This window comes from Candidatus Uabimicrobium amorphum, from assembly GCF_009002475.1.
Lineage (GTDB): Bacteria > Planctomycetota > Uabimicrobiia > Uabimicrobiales > Uabimicrobiaceae > Uabimicrobium > Uabimicrobium amorphum.
Map to the genome: position 1 here is coordinate 2,289,180 of NZ_AP019860.1, position 20,052 is coordinate 2,309,231.

The window sequence follows — 20,052 nt, forward strand, 5'->3', positions numbered from 1 at the left end:
TATTTTCCTACAAAATTTTTATACACGCGAAACAATATAGTTACCCATGGCAATCACATCCATCTTAGTACGCAGAAAGCACTGCAAAGCTTGCTGTGGTGTATTGACAATTGGCTCGTTTTCATTAAACGAAGTGTTGAGCACCAACGGAATCCCCGTCTGTTGATAAAATTTTTCAATTAACTTATAGTACAACGGGTTTTGCTCTTTGGCCACTGTTTGCAGACGCCCACTACCATCAACATGAGTTACAGCAGGAATTTGCGAATGTTTTTCTTTTTTAATTTGTAACACCATCATCATAAATGGCACCTCGGTGTCCGTGGTGAAATATTCACAAACGTGCTCGCGTAAAATAGACGGTGCAAAGGGGCGAAAGGATTCACGGCGCTTGATTTTTGCATTGAGTATTTCACGCATATCCTCGCGTCGTGGGTCAACAACAATACTACGATTTCCCAGCGCGCGCGGCCCCCATTCCATTTTTCCTTGAAACCAGCCAATCACTTTGCCTTCGACAATTGCCGTAGCAGTTTTTGCCGTTAACTCTTCGTCGTCTTTGCACTGCACAACACAAAACTCATCTTGCGCAATACCTTGTTGCAGTTTTTCATTTTCGTGTAGTGCGTTTTCAATTTCCGCATCGTCATAACCCGGTCCTAAGTAGGCGTTGTATTCCTTTGCAATGCGTTTGTTGCCCAACAAGACATTATGCACATAATACGCTGCCCCTATCGCTCCACCAGCATCCCCAGCAGCAGCGGGAATATACACATTTTTAAATTCGGTCGCAGAATGTATTTTGCCATTGGCAACACTGTTCATCGCACAACCTCCTGCTAAAGCAAGGTTTTCTTCGTGTGTTTTGCGATGGAGGTGTGTCAAAATGTGGAAAACAGCCTCTTCGTACATCGCTTGCATTGATGCGGCAATATTGCGATGATGCTCATTAATTTCTTCGTGTTTGCCGCGAGGAGGGCCGAGTAATTTGCTTAACTTTGCAGAGTACACGGTTTCAATTTTTGGTTCTCCACCATCCCACGACATCTTGCCTCCACCACGGTGATGGCAGAAAAACGGCAGGTTAAGGCGAAATAGACCATTTTTTTGCAGAAGAACAATTTGTCGCATTTCGCGCATCAGATTTTTCTCGCCGTACGGAGACAAGCCCATCACTTTGTACTCATCTCCGTATTTATCAAATCCCAAAAACTGAGTAATCGCAAGATAAAATAGTCCTAAGGAATGCGGAAACAGCACTTCGCCATTCACCTGAATCTCGTTGTGCTCGCCCACACCGATCATTGTGCTGGCAAAATCACCAAAGCCATCCACGGAACAAACAGCAGCTCTTTCCATACCCGAAAGAAAAAAACTGCTGGCGATATGTGCTAAGTGATGATGAACATGAATTACCTTAGCATCAAACTCTGGCCAGTGTTGTTGTAGGATATTCTCAAGACTCGCAACTTTTTTTCGGTTTTTTAAACGATTGATGACCAAAGACGGCCCTGGCATATTGGTGAACGTAAACAAAACTTTGCGCCAAAAATGCGCATGCGGATCGCGATTGATCGCCACATATTCTACATCGCGCATTGTGATTTCACATTGTTGTAGCACAAAATCAATGGCTTGTCGCGGAAAACCCGCCCAGTGTTTTATGCGTGAAAAACGTTCTTCTTCAACCGCTGCAATCAATTCACCATCTTTTATAATACATGCCGCAGAGTCCCCATGGTATGCATTGATTCCCAAAATAAACATCTTTTTTCTTCCTGCTATTTTTACCTAAACGTGTGTCCATCTCTCTTTGAGGGAACGGGCGGACACAAGGTCCGCCCCTACATTTCTTCCTGCTATTTTTGACCTAAACGTGTGTCCATCTCTCTTTGAGGGAACGGGCGGACACAAGGTCCATCCCTACATTTCCGCCTCGATTCCGCAACGCCTACTGTTCGCGGACATCCATATTTTTCTCATACATCTTGGCATCAATCAAAAAACGGTACCAAAATCCTTGTAAAAAGTGAAAAATAAGTCCTGGCTTTCCGTCGAGAAAACCCAAACGCAAAAAATAGCGATACCCAAAATACAATAGCGGACGCAAAAACAATGGAAACTTCCCATAAAACTTACGCAAAAAACGGCGTTTTTCAATCGGATTACCGGTGATTTTTGCTTGTATTTGCTGTGAATTTATTTTCGATAATTGTTCTTCGGCTTCCAAAGTTGCCCATCGATTATGGCGCGTAATAAACTTGTCAATAGAATCGGTAATGATATCGATCATATCTCCGCGTATTTTTAGAGTTTTCCCCTCGACCATAAAGTGTTGGTCGTAAAGTCGCTCTTCACACTTTCCTCTACCGTTGCGAAATACAATGGCGTGGTATACGGGATAATGCCCGCCATAGCGAATCCATTTTCCCATAAAAATAGTGCGTCTACTTACCAAGAACCCGTTCACTTCAGAAGGAATATCCGCGGTAAAATGATTGCGTATACTTTCTTGTAGCTCTGGTGTTGCGCGGTGGTCGGCGTCGAGATTCATGATCCACGGCGTTTTAATATCTAGATGTGAAAATGCCCAATTGCGCTGTTGAGAATAATTGTCGAAAGGATTCTGCGCAATGTTTTTGGTGTATTTACCAGCTATTTCTAATGTGCGGTCTGTCGAATATGAATCAACAACGAACACCTCCTCTACCCAAGAAACAACGCTTTGAATACAAGCCTCTATATTTTTTTCTTCATTGTAGGTTAAGATAATAGCTGAAATAGGCAGTTTATTGTTTTTCACGGATAATCTTTCTATAGTTCTGTAACATCAACAATGCCGTTCTTTGCGCTGCGTAAAAATTTTTGACGAGCGTGTAACCATTTTCTACCATCTCTTCATGTGAGCTTCTCCATATACTTTCCAGCGCATTGTACACACTTTCCACTTTCGTCTCACAGATCAACCCCGCGTCATGTTTTTGTACTTCGATGAAAATCCCCACTTGGTCGGAAATAATGATGGGGGTACGGCATGCAAGCGCTTCAATTGCTACCATTCCAAAATTCTCGGAATAAGAAGGAAGAATAAAGCATTGGGCATTTTGGTAAGCCGCAACGCGTGCTTCTCCGTTGATGAGACCAGTAAAAACAACACGCGTCTCTATATCATATTTTTGGATGATGGAATGCAAAAACTGCGTATAGTTATCTTCGTCAGGCCCGGCAATGACTAAACAAACATCGTCATACTTTTTACAAAATTTTGCATACGCCGGTAATAATAAATCAATGCCCTTCTTCCAGCTTAGGCGGCTCAAAAAAAGTATGTATTTTGTCGTTTTTTTTCCGAGGTAGTGCTCGGAAAAATTCATCGTCGACGGTGAAAATTCCTCAAGCTCAATTCCGTTAGCGACAACAAACCCTTTTGCTTTTAATTGTAAAAATTTTTGTACCTTTTGTTGTTCATCTGTGGTAGTAAAGTGCAGTGCAGCGCTACTATTTAAGCATCGGCGTGCCACCAAATAGTAATATAGTTTCTTGAGATAGCGCGACTTTGTGAGCAATGTTTTCGGGTATATAGTACCGCGTGGAGAAATAATAAACGGAATTTTATGTATACAACAAGCAATGCATGCCGCGACAACGGGAAAATTCCACACCGCTGTGATATGTACTATATCATAATTTTTCACTACGCGCAGTAAATACGCAAACATACGCGGTGAAAAGGTAAAATGATGATATCCGTAGTATTTAAAGTACATCACGCGAACATCATCAACTTTTTGCCATTTATTTAATGCGATATTTTGATCCCGTAAGCCTGCATTCGAGGTAATTACGTCGACGTCCTGTCCTTGCTTTACAAGATTTTTATTCAGTAAATGCACGGAATGAATCGGGCCACCATAGCAAAATGCCGGATAGTACGACGGACTAACATGCAATATTCGTAGGCGAACATTTTCCATAATAATTTTTCTGTGGTAAAATAGGGCGTGTCATCCATTAACCTTCATTCACTATTTAGCCCTTGTAAATACTAGCGTCGTTGTTCCTCATTTAAATAAACTGGTTATGATGCGTTCGGAGCGCCTAGCTAGAATTTACAATGACTTTAATATTAAACAAACTTTAATTGATGACACGCCCTAAATCTGTGTTGTTTTATTTCTACTAGCACAAGTCATTTTCTATAGAACAAGTTATAGCATAATAGCACCGCCTCATTCTAAAGTAAATTATGGATAATCGCGATTTTTTATTAGGGAATAGTAACGTGCCCCATTACATATGGACAATAATCTGCATCATGCTGTTGTGTAGCTGCGAAGAACAAGCGACACAAACATCTCAACAAGATATACGCATCGCTCAAGTGAAAACAATGACAATACAATCACAAAAATGGCAAGAAATGATCTCCGCGTACGGTGTTATTGAAGCCGCAAAAGAAGTACAAATCACCGTAGAGTTTTCTGCTAAAATAAAAAGTGTGTTTTTCAAGGAAGGACAAACAGTAAAACGTGGCCAACAATTAATTACTTTTGATAGTACAAAACGCAAGCTGCGTTTGCAAAATGCCGAACAATCGGTAAAAGACGCTCGTGCACGTCTTCACAAAGCAAGACAAGAGGCACGCAGTACGCGTAAACTATTTATGCATGGAAATGCTGCGCGCACAAAATACGACGCTACGGAAGCAAAACTTCGCCAAGCAATGGCGCAGTACGAACAATCTTTGACAGCCACCAAATTGGCAATGCGCGAGTTACGAGAGAGTAGATTGATTAGTCCGGTCACAGGTGTTGTCGAAAAATGCAATGTCCACTCAGGGGAAACCATCTTACCCGGACAACTCATTGGTGTCATTCAGGTTGTCGAAACGGTGCGTGTCGCCACTTATGTCAGCGAAAAAGACATCAATCATTTACGCATTGGATCAGAAGCGCGCGTCACCTCTTCGGGTGTCGCTGGTTATACTTACTCTGCGCGTGTGGAAGCTTTGGGCATTAAAGCCGATACACGTACAGGAAACTTTCCTGTCAAATTGATGATCGAAAACAAGCAAGGACTACTGCGCCCCGGTATGACGGCCAAGGTAGTGTTACAAGGTTTAGAAATACAAGACGCGATTGTCGTACCCGACAATATTCTCGTAGATCGCCAGCGTCGCAAGGTACTTTACATTGTAAAAAACAACGCGGCCGAAGAAATAGAGCCGGTCATCGGTACTTCTCCTAATGATCAAGTGCTCATACTCCAAGGTCTCCATCCGGGAGACAAAGTGATTACAAGTAATCTACAACAAATTGTCAATGGTTCCCCTGTAAAGGAGATCCCATGAAAAACCTCCTCGCTTTTTTTGCAAAGCGCCATCTCCTCGTCAATCTACTCATGGCAGTGGTCATTGTGTTTGGTTTTCTCGCCACTACCAACATGAAACTCGAAGTTTTTCCCAAATTCGATTTGGGAATTGTCACCATCACTACTGCGCGCCCCGGGGCAGGACCAGAAGATGTCGAATTATCACTCACAGTGCCCATAGAAGAAGAAATTCTCAAGATCGACGGTTTGAAAAAAGTGGTATCCAACAGTATGGAAGGTATTTCGGTGATCACCGTACGTCTCGACCCAGATGTCAAAAACCAAAAACAACTCGTCAATGATATCCAAAAAGCAGTTGATCGCGCCGCAAGTCTTTTACCTAGTGATATCCCCAACAAGCCTATTGTAGAAGAAATCTCCTCTCTAAAGGTTCCGGTGATAGAGCTGCATATATCGGGCAAAGTACCTGAACAACTTTTGCGCCTTACGGCCAAAAAATTAGCGGATAGTTTACGTGAGGTACCTGGTGTTTCGGGAGTAAAGAAGATAGGATTCCGCGATCGCGAGGTACGTATTCTTTTAGATCCTGGTCGCTTAGAACACCTTGGCATTACGTATGATGAAATTATCACCGCCGTCAACAAACGCAATGTTCGCGACGCTGGAGGGTCGGTAGAGTCCTTCGTCGCGGAAAAAAAAGTCCTTACCGTAGGACAGTTTTCGCAGCCAAAAGAAGTGGAAAACGTCATTATTCGCGCGGCCGAACCCGGTAACTACATCCGCGTTCGCGATATAGCTCAAGTTGTTCTTGACTACGAAGATTGGAAGGTACAGTCGCGCATCAACAATGTAATGGGAATTGCACTTTCCGTACGTAAAAAAGCCAATGCCGATGCGGTGAAAACCACCGCTGCTGTGAAAAACTTCATCAAAAATGTGCAAAGTAGTTTTCCTCCTGGAGTCGAGGTTGTTGCAGTAAACGATGTATCGCGCTTTACCTTGATGATGATTGATGTTCTCATTGGAAACGCACTTATCGGTCTCATATTAGTGTTTGTCACTCTGGTGCTGTTTTTCCGCATACGTTTAGCTTTTTGGGTAAGTGTGGGGCTTTTAGTTTCCATTTGTTTCACCTTTGCCATGATGCCCATTTTAGGAATTGGTATCGATATGCTGTCACTTATGGCCCTTATTTTGATGATCGGAATGCTTGTAGATGATGCCATCGTCACCGGAGAGAGTATTTATCGCCACCGTGAAAAAGGCGAGTTACCCCTGGAGGCAAGTGTTAATGGTACACACAGCGTCGCAGCTCCTGTCATCGTCAGCACGTTGACGACGATTCTCGCTTTTACTCCTGTTTCTTTCTTGGGTGGTCTAGAAGGAAAATTCATGTGGACATTACCGGTGATGGTCGCTTTAATACTTGGAGCTTCACTATTCGAATGCAAATTTATGCTTCCAGCACATTTAATGGGTGGTAAGGGAGATTTCACCGCACGCAAATGGTTTGCCACATGTCAAAATTTCTACCATAGCTTCATCTTAAAATTAGTTCGCTGGCGCTGCCTTACCCTACTGGTAATTCTGTCTGTATTCATAGGAATTCTCTTTTTAGCAGGTTCGATAAAGTTTAATTTGTATCCCGAAGTAGACATCGATACTTTTTTTGCCAAAGTAGAGCTTCCGGAAGGCTCGTCATTTCACCATACGCAAGTCATGACCGCCAAACTGGAGAAAATGATACGCAAAATAACTCCACAACAAGATCTTCTAAGTATCACTTCGCAAATTGGACACCACAACACCAATGTTTATGGTATTACCGAAGGTTTTAATCCGGCATGGTCGCTTATTGCGATCTACATGAAACCCCAAGGGGAACGAAGCACCAACTCCAATGACATCATCGCCCAACTACGCAACCATGTGCAGAATTTACCGGGATACAATAGCATTGCATTCGAACCACTGGAAGAAGCTCCTGTACCAGGAGCTCCTGTGCAACTAGAAATTATAGGCAACGATCCTACCCGCTTTGAACTGGGCAAAATTTTGTATGATTTCCTACAACAACAATCAGGTGTTGTCAGCGTCAACAGCAGTTACAAATCAGGAAAAGATGTCATCGAACTGCTTTTTGATCACTCATTAATGGCCAGCCGCAACATAGCAGTAGCAGATGTTACCCGAGCTGTTAGAATCGCCTTTGATGGACTCATCATCAACGAATTGCAAACCATTGACGAAAAAATAAAGTATCGCTTACAATTCGATAATCAGCAACAGGGCAAGTTGGCAACATTGAAAAACTTAGTGATTATTAATCGTCTACAACAAAAAATACCGCTAAAGAGCTTTACTAATTTCCATTTGCGTACCGGTGAGGCCGCCATTCAGCACTACTTCGGACAACGCAACATCACAATTTCTGCTGACATAGATCGCTTTCAAATTAGTGTGGGCGAAATCAATGCTAAGGTAGCCAAATTCTTAAAGCAACAAAAACTATTGCAGCGCTTTTCCAAACTACGCATATGGTATGGCGGTGAGATTGAACAACAACAAGAAGCGCTCGGTAATTATTTGGTGGCATTTTGTATCTGTAGTGTGGGTATCTTCTTTATATTGGCTTTACTATTCAACTCCATGTCACAACCGTTCTTGATACTCCTAGTCATCCCTTTTGGGATCGCGGGAGTTATCCTGACGTTTATACTCCATGGCCTTCCTCTTAGCCTTATTGCTCTCATTGGAGTTCTTGGTCTAATAGGGGTCCTAGTGAACGATTCGCTGGTGATGATTGTCACTCTCAATAGAGAAGTATATCAAACAAAACTATACACAGATGAGTCTATTGCACAAGGTGCGAGTGAGAGATTACGCCCCATTACCATAACCTCTTTGACAAGTGTTTCGGGTCTTCTTCCTGCGGCTTACGGTGTTGCAGGTTCTAATCCACTGATTACTCCAATGATACTTGCCATGGCATGGGGAATTCTATTTGGTACCGTCGCTACTTTAATCGTGCTTCCATGTATTTATGCTGTAGATCGCGACATAAAACGTTTATTCGGTGTGATAAAATGTGAAGAGGTGTAGCTTTATTTCTTAGAGCCTGGTGAAAACCAGGCTCTAGTATTCTTAATTCGCGGATATCATTTCCAAAAATGCACGGTGCGATGCGAACATTTTTTGTTGTAGCGCCTCCTTAAGTGAGAAAAATCCCCCCTCAATCACTTCGGAATGCTGTACTGTAATTTGTGGATCAAAGTTTTCAACATGAACATGATACACAGAAGTCTCAATCCACGCATTGTCAGTGTTACGCGGATCATCCACGTAACCTTCGTACACTTTTTTCGCCGCGGATAAATCTAACTCAATACTTGTTTCTTCTTTTAGTTCGCGCTGTGCTGTTTGCAAACTTGTTTCTCCAGTATCGATCATCCCTCCAGGAACAGCGAACTCCAAAGTGTCTTTTCTTTTGACCAAAAGAACTTCCAAATCTCCGCTACCTCTTGTAATGATCACATCTGCGCTAAAATTGGCTCCCCATTTTGCTAAAATTCCTCTACCGGTCATTCCTGTGCGTCCTACGGGATTTTGTGGATAGCCATCCACCACATTAATATCTCCGGTATGACTTTTAAATGTCATTTTCTTAACAGCTTCGGCATCTTCAGGGTCAGCGTAACTACGCGTATCATTGTCTTTGTGATTAAAATATACAGGTGCATAAGGATCTTCAATAGATGCTCTCTTCGGATAATCTGGATAATCTTCCAGGCATTTTTTATTGTGGACCTTCATAACTATTCCTTTTCTGTGTTTTCTGTTGATTTTTCATCTGTCGTCGATTTTTGTTCCTCTTGAGGCTTTTCTTCATTAACTGCGGCTTTTTCTCCCTCTTGAGGCTTTGCTTTGCGTATGCATACTGCCGGAACTCCACCCCAAACTTCACCATCAGGGATTTCCGTATTGGGCATCACAAAAGAATTTGCCAATATTTTTGCCTTCTTACCAATAGTAACACCACCCATAATGGTGGACTTCAAACCGACAACCGCTCCTTTACCGATACGCACAGGACTAATGACTAGATACCCCGCTTGCCCATAGTGTGCAATAATCGTCGCCGAACCACCAATGGTAACTTTGTCTTCTAGTGTCAGAAGAGAAGGGTCAGAGATATTTACGGTATTGAGTTGTGTTCCTCGGCCAATTTTCATCCCCATCAGTTTGTAAAACATCATGCTAAAAGGTGTCGGGGTAATCATAAATAAAAAGGTATAACGCGCAATATAGGTAAATCCGTTATGAACGTACCAAGGAACAGCTTCCAAAGAGTAGTAAATCCCGCGCCACGGTTTTAATTTTAGACGAAAAACAAAATTTGCTGTTGGCAAAACGACCAAAATTAAAGTAAAGCCGTAGATAAAATAGCCCGCGGCAAGAGAAATGGCGAATGCGGTGTAGTGGTATAGGTGAAACCATGTGTATGTCCATTTGTGTATAAATGAAACAAAATAAATACTCGGTACTAATGCCAATCCAATGAGAACAGATGCTAGAACATACAATAGCAACAAAACAGAACAATGCACGATGCTGCGAAATTTACGTAATCCTGTTTCAACAAGCCCAGCAAATCCACCTCGCGTAGATTTTTTTGCATCAACGTCAACTCTTTGAGACTTTTTTTCTTCCATAACGGTAACTTTCACTATAAAAAAGTTTTGGTAATTCTACTGAATATTTTGCGAAATAGCAAGTGTAACAACAAGTCACTTTTTTTGTTCGATGTACTCGATTAAATGCTTTGCGATAATTTTTGATTTTTGCTCGATACCTTCAGGAGTTAGATGACAAATATCGACAAAGTAGTTGGTGCTACCTCTTAAATTCTTTGCCACAGGTATGAACAATATATTGTTTTTATTACAAAACTTTTCCAACTGTTCATTGTAATTTTCCACCACGCGACAATAATCGTGAATCGATAGGTACTTTGCACGCCAAAATGCGTTTAGATTGTAATTTAAATAAGCGATCTCCTCCGTAGAAGACTTTTGTAAATCGGGGTAAGCCAAACTACAAAAAACCATTTTTACGTTGTGGGCTTTTGCTTGTTGCCAAATTTTTTTTAAATTTGTAATCATCACCTTATCAATATCTTCATCAATTTTTTTCTGGCTAGGCATGAGCGACGGTTGAAAAATCATCTTTAGTACAAGAGAACCATGCAACCATTTCGCCAATGAAGAGTAATCTTTTTCCCAGTTGCGTACTAAAACACGGCAAATATCATTTACCCCGTTGTATTCCATTAAAATATCAGGCTTTAGAGAAAGATACACCGGTAATTTTTGGTACTCTCCCGACGACAACAGCCCTGATATACCGCAATTGATTACATCCACACGATGCTTTTGTAGTCGCTTTTCTACCAAGTTGGGATATGTTGTTGCATTGGTCTGTCCTTCAACGGTGGTTGATCCTCCCACACACACAATACGTAGTTCATTTGCTTTCTTTTCACGAACATCGTCATCACGAAACCCCTGAGCATTGGTGCGAATTTGAAAATTTATACCATCTTTTTCAAAAAAAAGAACCATGTTTTTTTTGTATTCCCACCATTTTTTTGCCCACAAGTTATTGTGGTATGCTTCGGTAAAAAAGGCATTTTTTCTTTTTGTTTCCTGCAAAACTTTACTATTCTCTAACCATTCATCGTGCTGGTAATGCAAATAAAATTCGGCGGAAAAAAACGCAACCCCTATCCACAGCAACACTAAGAATATTCGAAAAACAACACGTATTTTTTTATTCCTAGCACTCATTCTTTCCCCAGTCTTTTGTAGAACTTATAAAATCACTTGAGAGTTAATTACCCGATATTATACAATGGCATACTAAATCAACAGCGTACTAGTATACTAGTAAATGATAACATTATAAATTCCATTTATTGAAATACAAGGGGGAGTTATGGAACGCGTAGGTTTATATGCAGGAAGCTTTAATCCACCGACAAAGGGACACTTAGATATTATTAGCCGCGCTTGCAATGTCTGTGATCGCCTAATCGTTGGCGTTGGTATCAATATGCGTAAAAAAGCGGTTATCAAACCCGACGAACGCGTACAATTATTGGAAAAGGCCACGGCACAGTTTACCAATGTCACCGTTGCCACATATGAAGGACTCACCGTTGATTACGCCAACAATATCGGAGTGAATGTACTCATTCGCGGTCTACGTAACCCTACAGATTTTCACATGGAATTTCACATGGCGGTCACCAATAAGACCCTATCACCTAATTTAGAAACTCTATTTCTAATGAGTACTCCCAACTTTGCTTTTGTCAATAGTTACCTAGTACGCGAAGTAGCCGCCTCAGGGGGAGATATTGACGCTTTTTTACCAGAAGAAATTATTGAAGATGTCAAACAAATCTTCGCAAAAAGAATGGAGCTACTAAAGGAACTATTTTAGTCCACAACCAACTCCATAACCGTCACCGTAGCCGTAATCGTCACCGTAGCCCGTAGCCGTAGCCGTAATCGTCACCGTAATCGTAGTCGTAATCGTCACCGTGACCCTGACCGTGACCCTGACCGAAAACAAAAGGCTACGGTAACGGTCAAATTCTAATAAAATGATGTATCTCGTCCATAAGGAAAATTGTATAACACCACACCACGTTGAATACTAGGTATCGCCAAATATTTCCAATCGCAATCCAAAGAAGCCGATGTCCCCAAAAAATAACCCGTCCATACCGGTTTGCGCGTCCCACTCTCCAGATGTTCAATAAACATTTGATTGCGACCAAAAACACACATATACTTCCCATCAGGTGATAAACTAACGCGAACAATATCAAAAGGACTACGTATATACTTCACTAACTCCCAACGCTCTTCCACACGATCAAAAATTGCCACTTCCTTGGCATCACTGATCGAAAATCGCTTGCTATTTTTACTCCATGCACAAAAATGTCCGCGAAAATTCATGGGCACGACTGTTCCCTCATAATTTTTGTCGAGAATCTTTTCGTGGTCAAAAATATGCACGACGTTTTCGCGAATAAGCGCAATCCACTTACGATCATGACTTATTTCAAGAGCACGCAGCACCCTATTGTAATATGGTTTTTGTAATATATATTTTTCCGCAACCATATCATACGCAAAAAGCTGCTTGTCAGAATTGAATAACAGAACGTTTTCGTTCCAAAAAATCAAACCGTGACTTCTTCGTGGCAGTGACAACGACGTAATCTCTCCCGTTTCCAGGTTTTGCCATTCCACATGATTCTTGTTAAAACTATACGCAACCGTTTTTTCCTGTGGAGAGAACGTAATCTTTAATAATTCTTGATACATCACCGACGCCGCAATGTGGGAAAAAGTAGACTTTTGCAAATCCCACATCAATAAATGCGTCAGAATGGGCATGGCCACATATCTTTTCGAAGGACTAAAAGCAATTCCTCCCGAAGAAAAAGAATTGGCATGCGTAATAAATTTTTGTAGTTCGTCAAATTGTTGTGCTATTTTTTTACTGACAAACAGTTGTTTTTGCAAATTAGGCTCTATTTTCCAGCAATAGTAATAGAGCTTTTCCTTCACACAAACCATTTGCAAATGCCGATTGTTGCGATCAAAACGAATTTCATAGATAGGACTGTCCACGGTAAAGGAGAGTATTTTACCACGTGTCATCATGTCCCATAGTACCACCTCTCGCCCCTCTGCCACCGTCGCAAAAAAACGTCGATCTTGGCTAAAAACAACATGATTGATGTGTTTATTGGGGTGTGCCGCAAACAATATATCTTGCTGTTTGGCTTTGCTGGCAGCATTCCACACCAAAATATTACCCGCTTTATCGTAGACAAATACGCGTTTATTTGGTGTGAATGCCGCGCCAGCCACTGGATTTCCAGCATACCAAAGCGAGTTGACTTTCTTGTCGTTGAGGTTCATCACTTGTATTCCTATGTGCAGGCGGCACAGAGCGCGGGAACTGTCATGACTAAAAGTAATGTTCGCCAGGCTCTCACGGCGTACCTCATCAAACAGAAATTGTTTGTCTTGTTGTAAATCGACAATCATATTTTCGAACGAAGTTCGCGACCGAATCACACTAACTCCCATAAAGCGACCATTCGGAGAGAAAGTCAAAAATTTTATTCTGCCACCAAAAGAAAATTTTTTCTCTACTTTTTTGCGCGCAAGATTATATATCCGCACTTCGTTTCTAACAGCATACGCAACATTTTGCCCGTCGTTGGTGATGCTAAAGATAGATGAGCCTATAGGTACGATCTGTTGCGGAGACGAAAAGTTTTCCTCATCGCGAATAAGAACAGAGGTGTTCCACACAAAAAGCTGTTTCTTTCGGTACAACAAAAAATATTGTCCATTGCTACTAAAATCAAAGTCCTTTGCCTCGAACGGAATTTTTTTTGCTAGCCGCGGCAGGATAGGTGTTGTCGTATAATTTAGAGCCATAGCTATGTCGTTGAGGTGCTTACTTTGTCCAGGTGATGCCCCAAAAATATTCTTTGCGGCCAGTAAATCTTTCTGCGCTTTTGTATAAAAGCGCGTTGCAATATGGTACTCCGACATTTTCATATGCGCCAACGCCAATTTTTGCTGCGATTTCACCAATGCACGTTTTTTCTCTTGCAATGCTTTTTTGGTCGCTTGTTCGGCAGTTTGTAGTTGGTTGTTGCTATCCTCCAGCTCTCGTGCATGCGAAGCAAGGAGGTAAATCGTCATGATAATGGAAATAAACATCAGCAAACACAAACCTGCGGCAACAGGATTGCGCTCGCACCACTTCCGCGTTTTCGAAACAATACCTGGAGAATGTGTGAGCACGGGTTTGTTGTTTAAAAAGCGTTCAATTTCGTCGCGTAGTGGTCGCACCGTCTGGAATCTTTTCTCCGGAGATTTCTCCAAACACTTAAGACAAACGGCTTCCAAATCTTTATTGGTTTTCGGATGTAGCTTTGATGGTGGCGTAGGGTCTTTGCGTGCCATTTGAAAAAATATTTGCACAGGTGTTTTGCCGACAAACGGTTTACTTCCGGTAAGGGCTTCGTAAATCATCACTCCCACGGCGTAAATATCACTGCGTTGGTCCGCCTTACCACCGTTGAGAAGTTCGATCGCCATATACGCCGGAGTCCCCACAATCTCATCGGTTTTCGACAAAGTTTTCTCGGCGTCCAAACGCCGGGCAATACCAAAATCCATCACCTTGGCATGCCCCTCTGTGGTGATCATAATATTTTCTGGCTTTAAATCGCGGTGAATGACTTGCCGTTCATGAGCGTACTCCAATGCGGCACAAACTTCTAATATTATTTGCATAAATCTTTGGATGTCGAAGTCATCCGCCAACAGATATTTTTGTAACGTTTGCCCAGCGACATATTCCATGGCAAACATGTGTATCGGAGTGGTAATAATTTCGTGAATGGTGACAATATTGCGGTGTTTTAAGTGACCAATGGACCGCGCCTCTTCAATAAAACGTTCCACACTGCGACTGTTGGTAAGTTGTTGATGATGAATCACCTTCAATGCGCACACGCGGTTTAACTTTAGATCTTCAGCTTTATAGACAATTCCCATTCCTCCGCGCCCAAGCTCTCCCAAAATTCTGTAATGTCCGACCTGGTTATCCAATGGCAAAGAAAGCTTTTTCGTCTTTACAAAACTACTATGTGAATGCCCTGAAATTGGTTGTTGTGGGGCCCGAAGTCGTCGTGTTTCCTCAAAAGAAGACAAAATCTGCAAAGCTCCCACCCAGTGCTTGTGGTCTTTGGATACGACATGCTCCCGGCTCAGCTTGCCTTGTCGATGAAAAGCAACAAGTTCCTGTTTGGAAAAGGGGCCAAATACCTTGTTTTCACTTTCCAAACGCAAATACCAATTTTTTTCACGCATCACAGAATCCCATCTAAATTTTAAACATTCGCTATTGAGGTTTGGTAGGGTTTGTATTATCGATCATTACTTTATCCATTGTACACTTGGTTCAATTGTGGTAAAGTTTTTAGATTAAAATTATAACGTAAATATAACGGCTGCGTCAATTTGTGATTTTACCTTATTTGCATTTTATAGTGAGAAAAATAAATGGATGAACCAACACAAAATCAACAAGTAGAAAACGATCTACCGCAAAATAAAGAATCCACACCACAAGATATCTCCGAAAAACCATCAATAAATAAAGAGTATCCGTATTTGCGGTGGGCTATTTTGATTCTTACTCCCATTACCATTTTGTTTTTCGGTGTTTTAGTCTCCATCAGTATCGCGCAAACAGAACAAAAAGTATCCAAAAAAGAGCAAGTTGACTTCAAAGTCGAAGAAGTTGATATCATTGAAATTTCTCCACAACCGATAAAAACCACCATTGATGGCTATGGAGCTGTTCGTCCACAACGCCAGACAATGCTGACCTCGGAAGTTTCAGGGCGTATTACTTATATCGCCAAGAGTTTTAAAAGAGGTAACTTTGTCAAAAAAGGCGAAATTCTCATCAAAATCAACCCCGAAGATTACGAAATTACCTATAAGTTGGTAAAAGCCGAACTTGAAGAAGCAAAAGCGGAATGGCAACGTCTCAAAAAAACCAGTTCCTTTTTGCAAAAAGAACTCAATTTATTAAAAGAACAACTCGACTTACGCAAAAAAGATCTCGAACGCAGCCGTAAACTAGCCACGAGCGGGCGACTGTCGGAAAAAGAATGGGAATCCACCCGTACTAGTTACCTACAACAGCAACAGCAACTACTCGCGACACAAAAATCGCTAGAAACACTTCCTCATGAAATCGAGAAAATTAAAATCACCATTAAGCGTAGTGAAGTCAATTTAAAAAAGGCCAAGAAAGACCTAAAACGAACGGTAATCACCTCTCCTTTTAGCGCCGAAGTGGTGGCAAAAAATGCCGAAATTGGACAATTTGTATCTTCGGGGGTGGAACTAGGGCAGCTAGCGTACGATCGCATCTACGAAGTTGTCGTGAAGGTCGATCCTGAAGAACTACAAAAGATTCCCTATGTACCGCAAGAAAATTTACCAGAAAACTTACGTGACATCAAAGAGGCAATTGGAACTCCCAAAGCAAAGGTCACTTGGGTCGCTTTTGGCCGGAGTTTTAAATGGGACGGTACCTTAGTACGTATAGAGCCCATTGACGAAAAAACACGCACCCTACCTCTTGTTGTACAAATAGAAAATCCCTGGCTTGGTCTAAAAAACAATAATCCGCCTCTTCTTACCGGAGTATATTGCCAAGTAAGTATTGAGGGTGTTGAAATCGAAAAAGCGATGGCGGTACCGGAACAAGCCATTCGCGAACAAGACAGCATCTATTTACTGCGCGGTGACAAACTGCATATCGAAAAAGTCTTCACTTACTACAGCGGTGGACAGTACATGATTTTTCCCAAAGATCGCAATAAAAAAAATGCCGTTACTTTTGGAGATCTCGTCATTACTTCTCCGATCATGTACCCTATACAGGGAATGCCTTTAAAAATAAGACAGGAGAAGTAACATGAGAGACCTAATTCGCGAAGTTGCGCGCCATCCCGTTTTACCAAACTTACTGATGATTGTTTTCTTGGTGGCAGGTTTTTTCGGATATTCCAACCTATATCGTGAAACCTTTCCCCCCATTAACATCGACATGATTACCGTAAGCGTCGTCTATCCCGGCGCGTCGTCTACCGAGGTAGAGGAAGGTGTTTTGCGCCAAATTGAACGTGCCATAAAAGGTACACCGGAAATAAAAAACATTGAAAGCTCGGCCAGTGAAGGTATTGCTTTTTTAAATTTAGAACTCAAAGAGCGTCGTAGCCGTGATACTAAAGAAATTCTACAAGATGTGAAGAGCAAAATAGACAAAATCACCACCTTGCCCAAAGATATCGAAAAACCAGAAGTGCAAGAAATCATCGCCACCGACACGGTGTATCTCATGGTACTCCATGGAGACGCACAAGAACGCGTACTGCGTGAAATGGCTCTTGACATCAAAGACGAACTTTTTGCCCAGGGTCTATCGCAGGTCAAACTGGAAGGTATTCGCGACTATGAAATCACCATAGAAGTTAGCGAAGAAAAACTCCGCGCTTACGGAATCACTTTACAGCAAATCTCACAAATTATTCAGCAAAGTAGTGTCAATCTACCCGCAGGTGCCATTCGCACCAAAAATCGCGAATATAAAATCGAAATCCAAGGACGCATTTACACCGGGAAAAACTACGAAAATTTGGCCATTGTCACCAAAGAAGATGGAACCTTACTACGCCTAAACCAAATCGCCAAAGTACACGATGCTTTTGTCGAAGGCAAAAGTATCGGAAAATTCAACACCAAAAGAGCGGTGCTATTTGTCGTGGAAAAAACCAAAGAGGAAGACAGCATTGAAGTCGCAAAACAAGTACGTGATTACATTGCAGCAAAGAGCAAAGAACTCCCACCGGGCATGAAGCTAGCGACCTTAGCGGACTTTTCCAAAAATATCACCGATCGCATTCAACTTCTTATAAAAAACGGCTGGCAAGGACTTCTGTTGTTATTTTTATGCCTATGGTTATTTATGAATTTGCGTCTGTCTTTTTGGGTGACGATTGGTATTCCCATTTCATTTGCTTTTACCGGATTTGTCCTATTTGCCCTGGGTAGCTCCCTAAACATGATCAACTTATTTGGCCTCATTCTCGTACTCGGTATTGTTGTAGATGATGCGATTGTTGTCGGAGAAAATATATATCGCCGCCAAAAAGAAGGCACTTCGATGATGGAAGCCGCCGTTGATGGCACCAGCGAAATGTCATGGCCGGTAATTGCCGCTGTTTCCACCACTGTTTTGGCATTCATGCCTTTATTTTTCGTCGCCGGTGTTCTGGGAAAATTTATTTCGGTGCTACCGCTCGTAGTTGTTCTCACTCTCATTGGTTCACTAATCGAAAGTTTGTTTATCTTGCCCGCGCACTTGGGTCATGGCTCTCCAACAAAATCAACATCGAAAATACGTCAAACAATCGACGCGAGCATTGAGTACGTGATTCACCGTCTATACGCTCCCGTCTATCATGTCGTTTTACAATACCGCTACATAGCCATTTCACTAATGTTCGTCATCTTTACCATGTCTTTGTCTCTCGTCTTCGGTGGTTTTGTCAAATACATCATGTTTCCTGAAGGCGACGCTTTATTTCTAAAAGCCGAAGTTGCGTTTCCCGAAGGAACGCCCGTTTCTTATACACAAAACGCCACTTCACAAATAGAAAACGCCGCTTTGAGTCTCAACAAAAAAGACCAACCGCGCTTAGTTAAAAGTGTTTATTCTATTTCAGGAGAAGGAAAAGAAAATACCGGTAGTGTATATGTTACCTTGGTAGGACCCGAAAAACGCAACCTTCACTCAAAAGACATTCTCAATTTATGGCGTGACAGGGTGGGTAAGATTGACTACGCCACCTCCGCCAAATTTTTCAACCTAGAGAGTAGCCCCGGAGGAAAAGACATTCAAATTTTCCTCGAAGGTGGTGATCTAGCAGAGTTGCAATATATTTCCCAAGAATTGCAGATAATGTTGAAGAACTATCAAGGTGTCTACGATGTCAAAAGCGACTTAAAACCGGGAAAACAAGAAATGCATGTCGCGCTAAAACCATATGGGCGCATGATGGGCATTACCCTACAAAACCTCGCGTTGCAAATTCGTCAGGGATTTCATGGACTGGAAGCTCTCAAAATCCAAAGAGGTCGCGATGAAATTAAAGTCAACATCAAATACCCACGACAATATCGTCAGCATATCATTGACTTAGAACGCATTCGCATCCGTACCGACGAAGGAACAGAAATTCCTTTTTCGGAAATCGCGACCGTGGAAATCAAACGCGGCGTATCGGAAATTTTGCGCCGTAACAGCCAAAGACGTGTAGAGGTAACCGCGAAGGTAAATAAAACTCTCGTAACACCTCAATATATACTAAAAGATATGCGCAAAAACTTCCTCGCACTGGAGAAAAAATACCGCCGGGTGAAGATAAAAACCGAAGGGGCACAATCCGAAAATCAGCGCGTTGTCGACTCTCTTGTCACCGGCTTTGTGTTTGGTATTTTGGGAATATACGTCATCCTAACCCTGATTTTCCGTTCCTATTTGCAACCCATGTTAATCATGACCACAATTCCTCTGGGACTAATAGGAGCCATTCTTGGTCACTTTTTATTGGGGTACGAACTCACCATGTTGAGTTTTTTCGGTGTGGTGGCCCTTTCCGGAGTGGTCGTCAACGACTCGTTGGTTCTCATCGAGCAGATCAATAACGCACAGCGTAAAGGAGTCAATGTATTAGAATCTGTACAAAAGGCCGGTCCACTGCGTTTTCGTGCAATTATATTGACATCCATGACAACTGTGGCTGGTGTCACGCCACTACTAACCGAACAGAGTTTCCAGGCACAATTTTTAAAGCCCATGGCACTCTCTTTGGCTGCAGGTCTTATTTTTGCTACAGTGATCATGTTGTTTATCGTTCCTTGTTTTTATTTAGCTTTAAATGACATACGTCGCGTATTCCACTGGTTAAAAACGGGATATTGGCCTACTGCGGAGCAAGTTGAGCCTGCTTCCACACAGGAGCAACATTGATTT

General features: G+C 42.0%; 12 protein-coding genes. 5 read left to right on the forward strand and 7 right to left on the reverse strand.

Annotated features, from left to right (window positions below):
• Positions 1 to 18 precede the first annotated feature (18 nt).
• From UABAM_RS08085 to UABAM_RS08095, 3 genes are all read right to left on the reverse strand, one after another.
• Positions 19 to 1,767, reverse strand: coding sequence for a carbamoyltransferase family protein (locus tag UABAM_RS08085; RefSeq protein WP_151967492.1), 1,749 nt, complete (start codon positions 1,765 to 1,767; stop codon positions 19 to 21).
• A 184-nt stretch (positions 1,768 to 1,951) separates the two neighbouring features.
• On the reverse strand, positions 1,952 to 2,803 hold the full coding sequence (locus UABAM_RS08090; RefSeq protein ID WP_151967493.1) for a glycosyltransferase family 2 protein: 852 nt from the start codon (positions 2,801 to 2,803) through the stop codon (positions 1,952 to 1,954).
• Entirely contained in the window at positions 2,790 to 3,974 is a 1,185-nt protein-coding gene (locus tag UABAM_RS08095; RefSeq protein ID WP_151967494.1) for a glycosyltransferase, read from the reverse strand. The genes UABAM_RS08090 and UABAM_RS08095 overlap by 14 nt, the downstream gene beginning before the upstream one ends.
• Before the next feature lie 308 nt (positions 3,975 to 4,282).
• On the opposite strand from UABAM_RS08095, the gene UABAM_RS08100 reads away from it, so the two are divergent.
• Both UABAM_RS08100 and UABAM_RS08105 read left to right on the forward strand, forming a co-directional pair.
• Entirely contained in the window at positions 4,283 to 5,350 is a 1,068-nt protein-coding gene (locus tag UABAM_RS08100) for an efflux RND transporter periplasmic adaptor subunit (protein ID WP_173013201.1), read from the forward strand.
• Positions 5,347 to 8,433: an efflux RND transporter permease subunit gene (locus tag UABAM_RS08105; RefSeq protein ID WP_151967496.1), complete on the forward strand. Its 3,087-nt coding sequence runs from the start codon at positions 5,347 to 5,349 to the stop codon at positions 8,431 to 8,433. Before UABAM_RS08100 ends, UABAM_RS08105 begins: the two co-directional genes overlap by 4 nt.
• A 42-nt stretch (positions 8,434 to 8,475) precedes the next feature.
• Here UABAM_RS08105 and UABAM_RS08110 read toward each other — a convergent pair whose 3' ends face one another.
• From UABAM_RS08110 to UABAM_RS08120, 3 genes are all read right to left on the reverse strand, one after another.
• Positions 8,476 to 9,144, reverse strand: a complete 669-nt coding sequence (locus tag UABAM_RS08110) for an NUDIX domain-containing protein (RefSeq protein WP_151967497.1) — start codon at positions 9,142 to 9,144, stop codon at positions 8,476 to 8,478.
• Positions 9,145 to 9,146: 2 nt separating this feature from the next.
• The gene (locus UABAM_RS08115) at positions 9,147 to 10,043 is read right to left on the reverse strand and encodes a DapH/DapD/GlmU-related protein (RefSeq protein WP_151967498.1); all 897 of its coding nucleotides are present in this window, start codon (positions 10,041 to 10,043) and stop codon (positions 9,147 to 9,149) included.
• A 75-nt stretch (positions 10,044 to 10,118) separates the two neighbouring features.
• Positions 10,119 to 11,177 (reverse strand): SGNH/GDSL hydrolase family protein, encoded by a 1,059-nt coding sequence (locus tag UABAM_RS08120; protein ID WP_151967499.1) that lies wholly within the window; start codon positions 11,175 to 11,177, stop codon positions 10,119 to 10,121.
• Positions 11,178 to 11,325: 148 nt separating this feature from the next.
• Between UABAM_RS08120 and coaD the strand changes: the two genes are divergently transcribed.
• Positions 11,326 to 11,835 carry a pantetheine-phosphate adenylyltransferase gene (gene coaD / locus UABAM_RS08125; RefSeq protein WP_151967500.1) on the forward strand — a complete coding sequence of 170 codons (510 nt, stop codon included), beginning with the start codon at positions 11,326 to 11,328 and terminating at the stop codon, positions 11,833 to 11,835.
• Positions 11,836 to 11,990: 155 nt separating this feature from the next.
• On the opposite strand, the gene UABAM_RS08130 is transcribed toward coaD, so the two are convergent.
• The gene (locus tag UABAM_RS08130; RefSeq protein WP_151967501.1) at positions 11,991 to 15,308 is read right to left on the reverse strand and encodes a WD40 repeat domain-containing serine/threonine protein kinase; all 3,318 of its coding nucleotides are present in this window, start codon (positions 15,306 to 15,308) and stop codon (positions 11,991 to 11,993) included.
• A gap of 192 nt (positions 15,309 to 15,500) precedes the next feature.
• Between UABAM_RS08130 and UABAM_RS08135 the strand changes: the two genes are divergently transcribed.
• Complete coding sequence (locus tag UABAM_RS08135; protein ID WP_151967502.1) at positions 15,501 to 16,931, forward strand: efflux RND transporter periplasmic adaptor subunit; 1,431 nt, start codon at positions 15,501 to 15,503, stop codon at positions 16,929 to 16,931.
• 1 nt (position 16,932) lies between these two features.
• Positions 16,933 to 20,049: an efflux RND transporter permease subunit gene (locus UABAM_RS08140; RefSeq protein WP_151967503.1), complete on the forward strand. Its 3,117-nt coding sequence runs from the start codon at positions 16,933 to 16,935 to the stop codon at positions 20,047 to 20,049.
• Positions 20,050 to 20,052 lie beyond the last annotated feature (3 nt).

Excerpts from the sequence above, each read along its gene's own strand:
- coaD (WP_151967500.1), top strand. The coding sequence starts at position 11,326 with ATGGAACGCGTAGGTTTATATGCAGGAAGCTTTAATCCACCGACAAAG.
- UABAM_RS08115 (WP_151967498.1), bottom strand. The coding sequence starts at position 10,043 with ATGGAAGAAAAAAAGTCTCAAAGAGTTGACGTTGATGCAAAAAAATCT.
- UABAM_RS08105 (WP_151967496.1), top strand. The coding sequence starts at position 5,347 with ATGAAAAACCTCCTCGCTTTTTTTGCAAAGCGCCATCTCCTCGTCAAT.
- UABAM_RS08140 (WP_151967503.1), top strand. The coding sequence starts at position 16,933 with ATGAGAGACCTAATTCGCGAAGTTGCGCGCCATCCCGTTTTACCAAAC.
- UABAM_RS08095 (WP_151967494.1), bottom strand. The coding sequence starts at position 3,974 with ATGGAAAATGTTCGCCTACGAATATTGCATGTTAGTCCGTCGTACTAT.
- UABAM_RS08130 (WP_151967501.1), bottom strand. The coding sequence starts at position 15,308 with ATGCGTGAAAAAAATTGGTATTTGCGTTTGGAAAGTGAAAACAAGGTA.
- UABAM_RS08085 (WP_151967492.1), bottom strand. The coding sequence starts at position 1,767 with ATGTTTATTTTGGGAATCAATGCATACCATGGGGACTCTGCGGCATGT.
- UABAM_RS08135 (WP_151967502.1), top strand. The coding sequence starts at position 15,501 with ATGGATGAACCAACACAAAATCAACAAGTAGAAAACGATCTACCGCAA.
- UABAM_RS08120 (WP_151967499.1), bottom strand. The coding sequence starts at position 11,177 with ATGAGTGCTAGGAATAAAAAAATACGTGTTGTTTTTCGAATATTCTTA.
- UABAM_RS08110 (WP_151967497.1), bottom strand. The coding sequence starts at position 9,144 with ATGAAGGTCCACAATAAAAAATGCCTGGAAGATTATCCAGATTATCCG.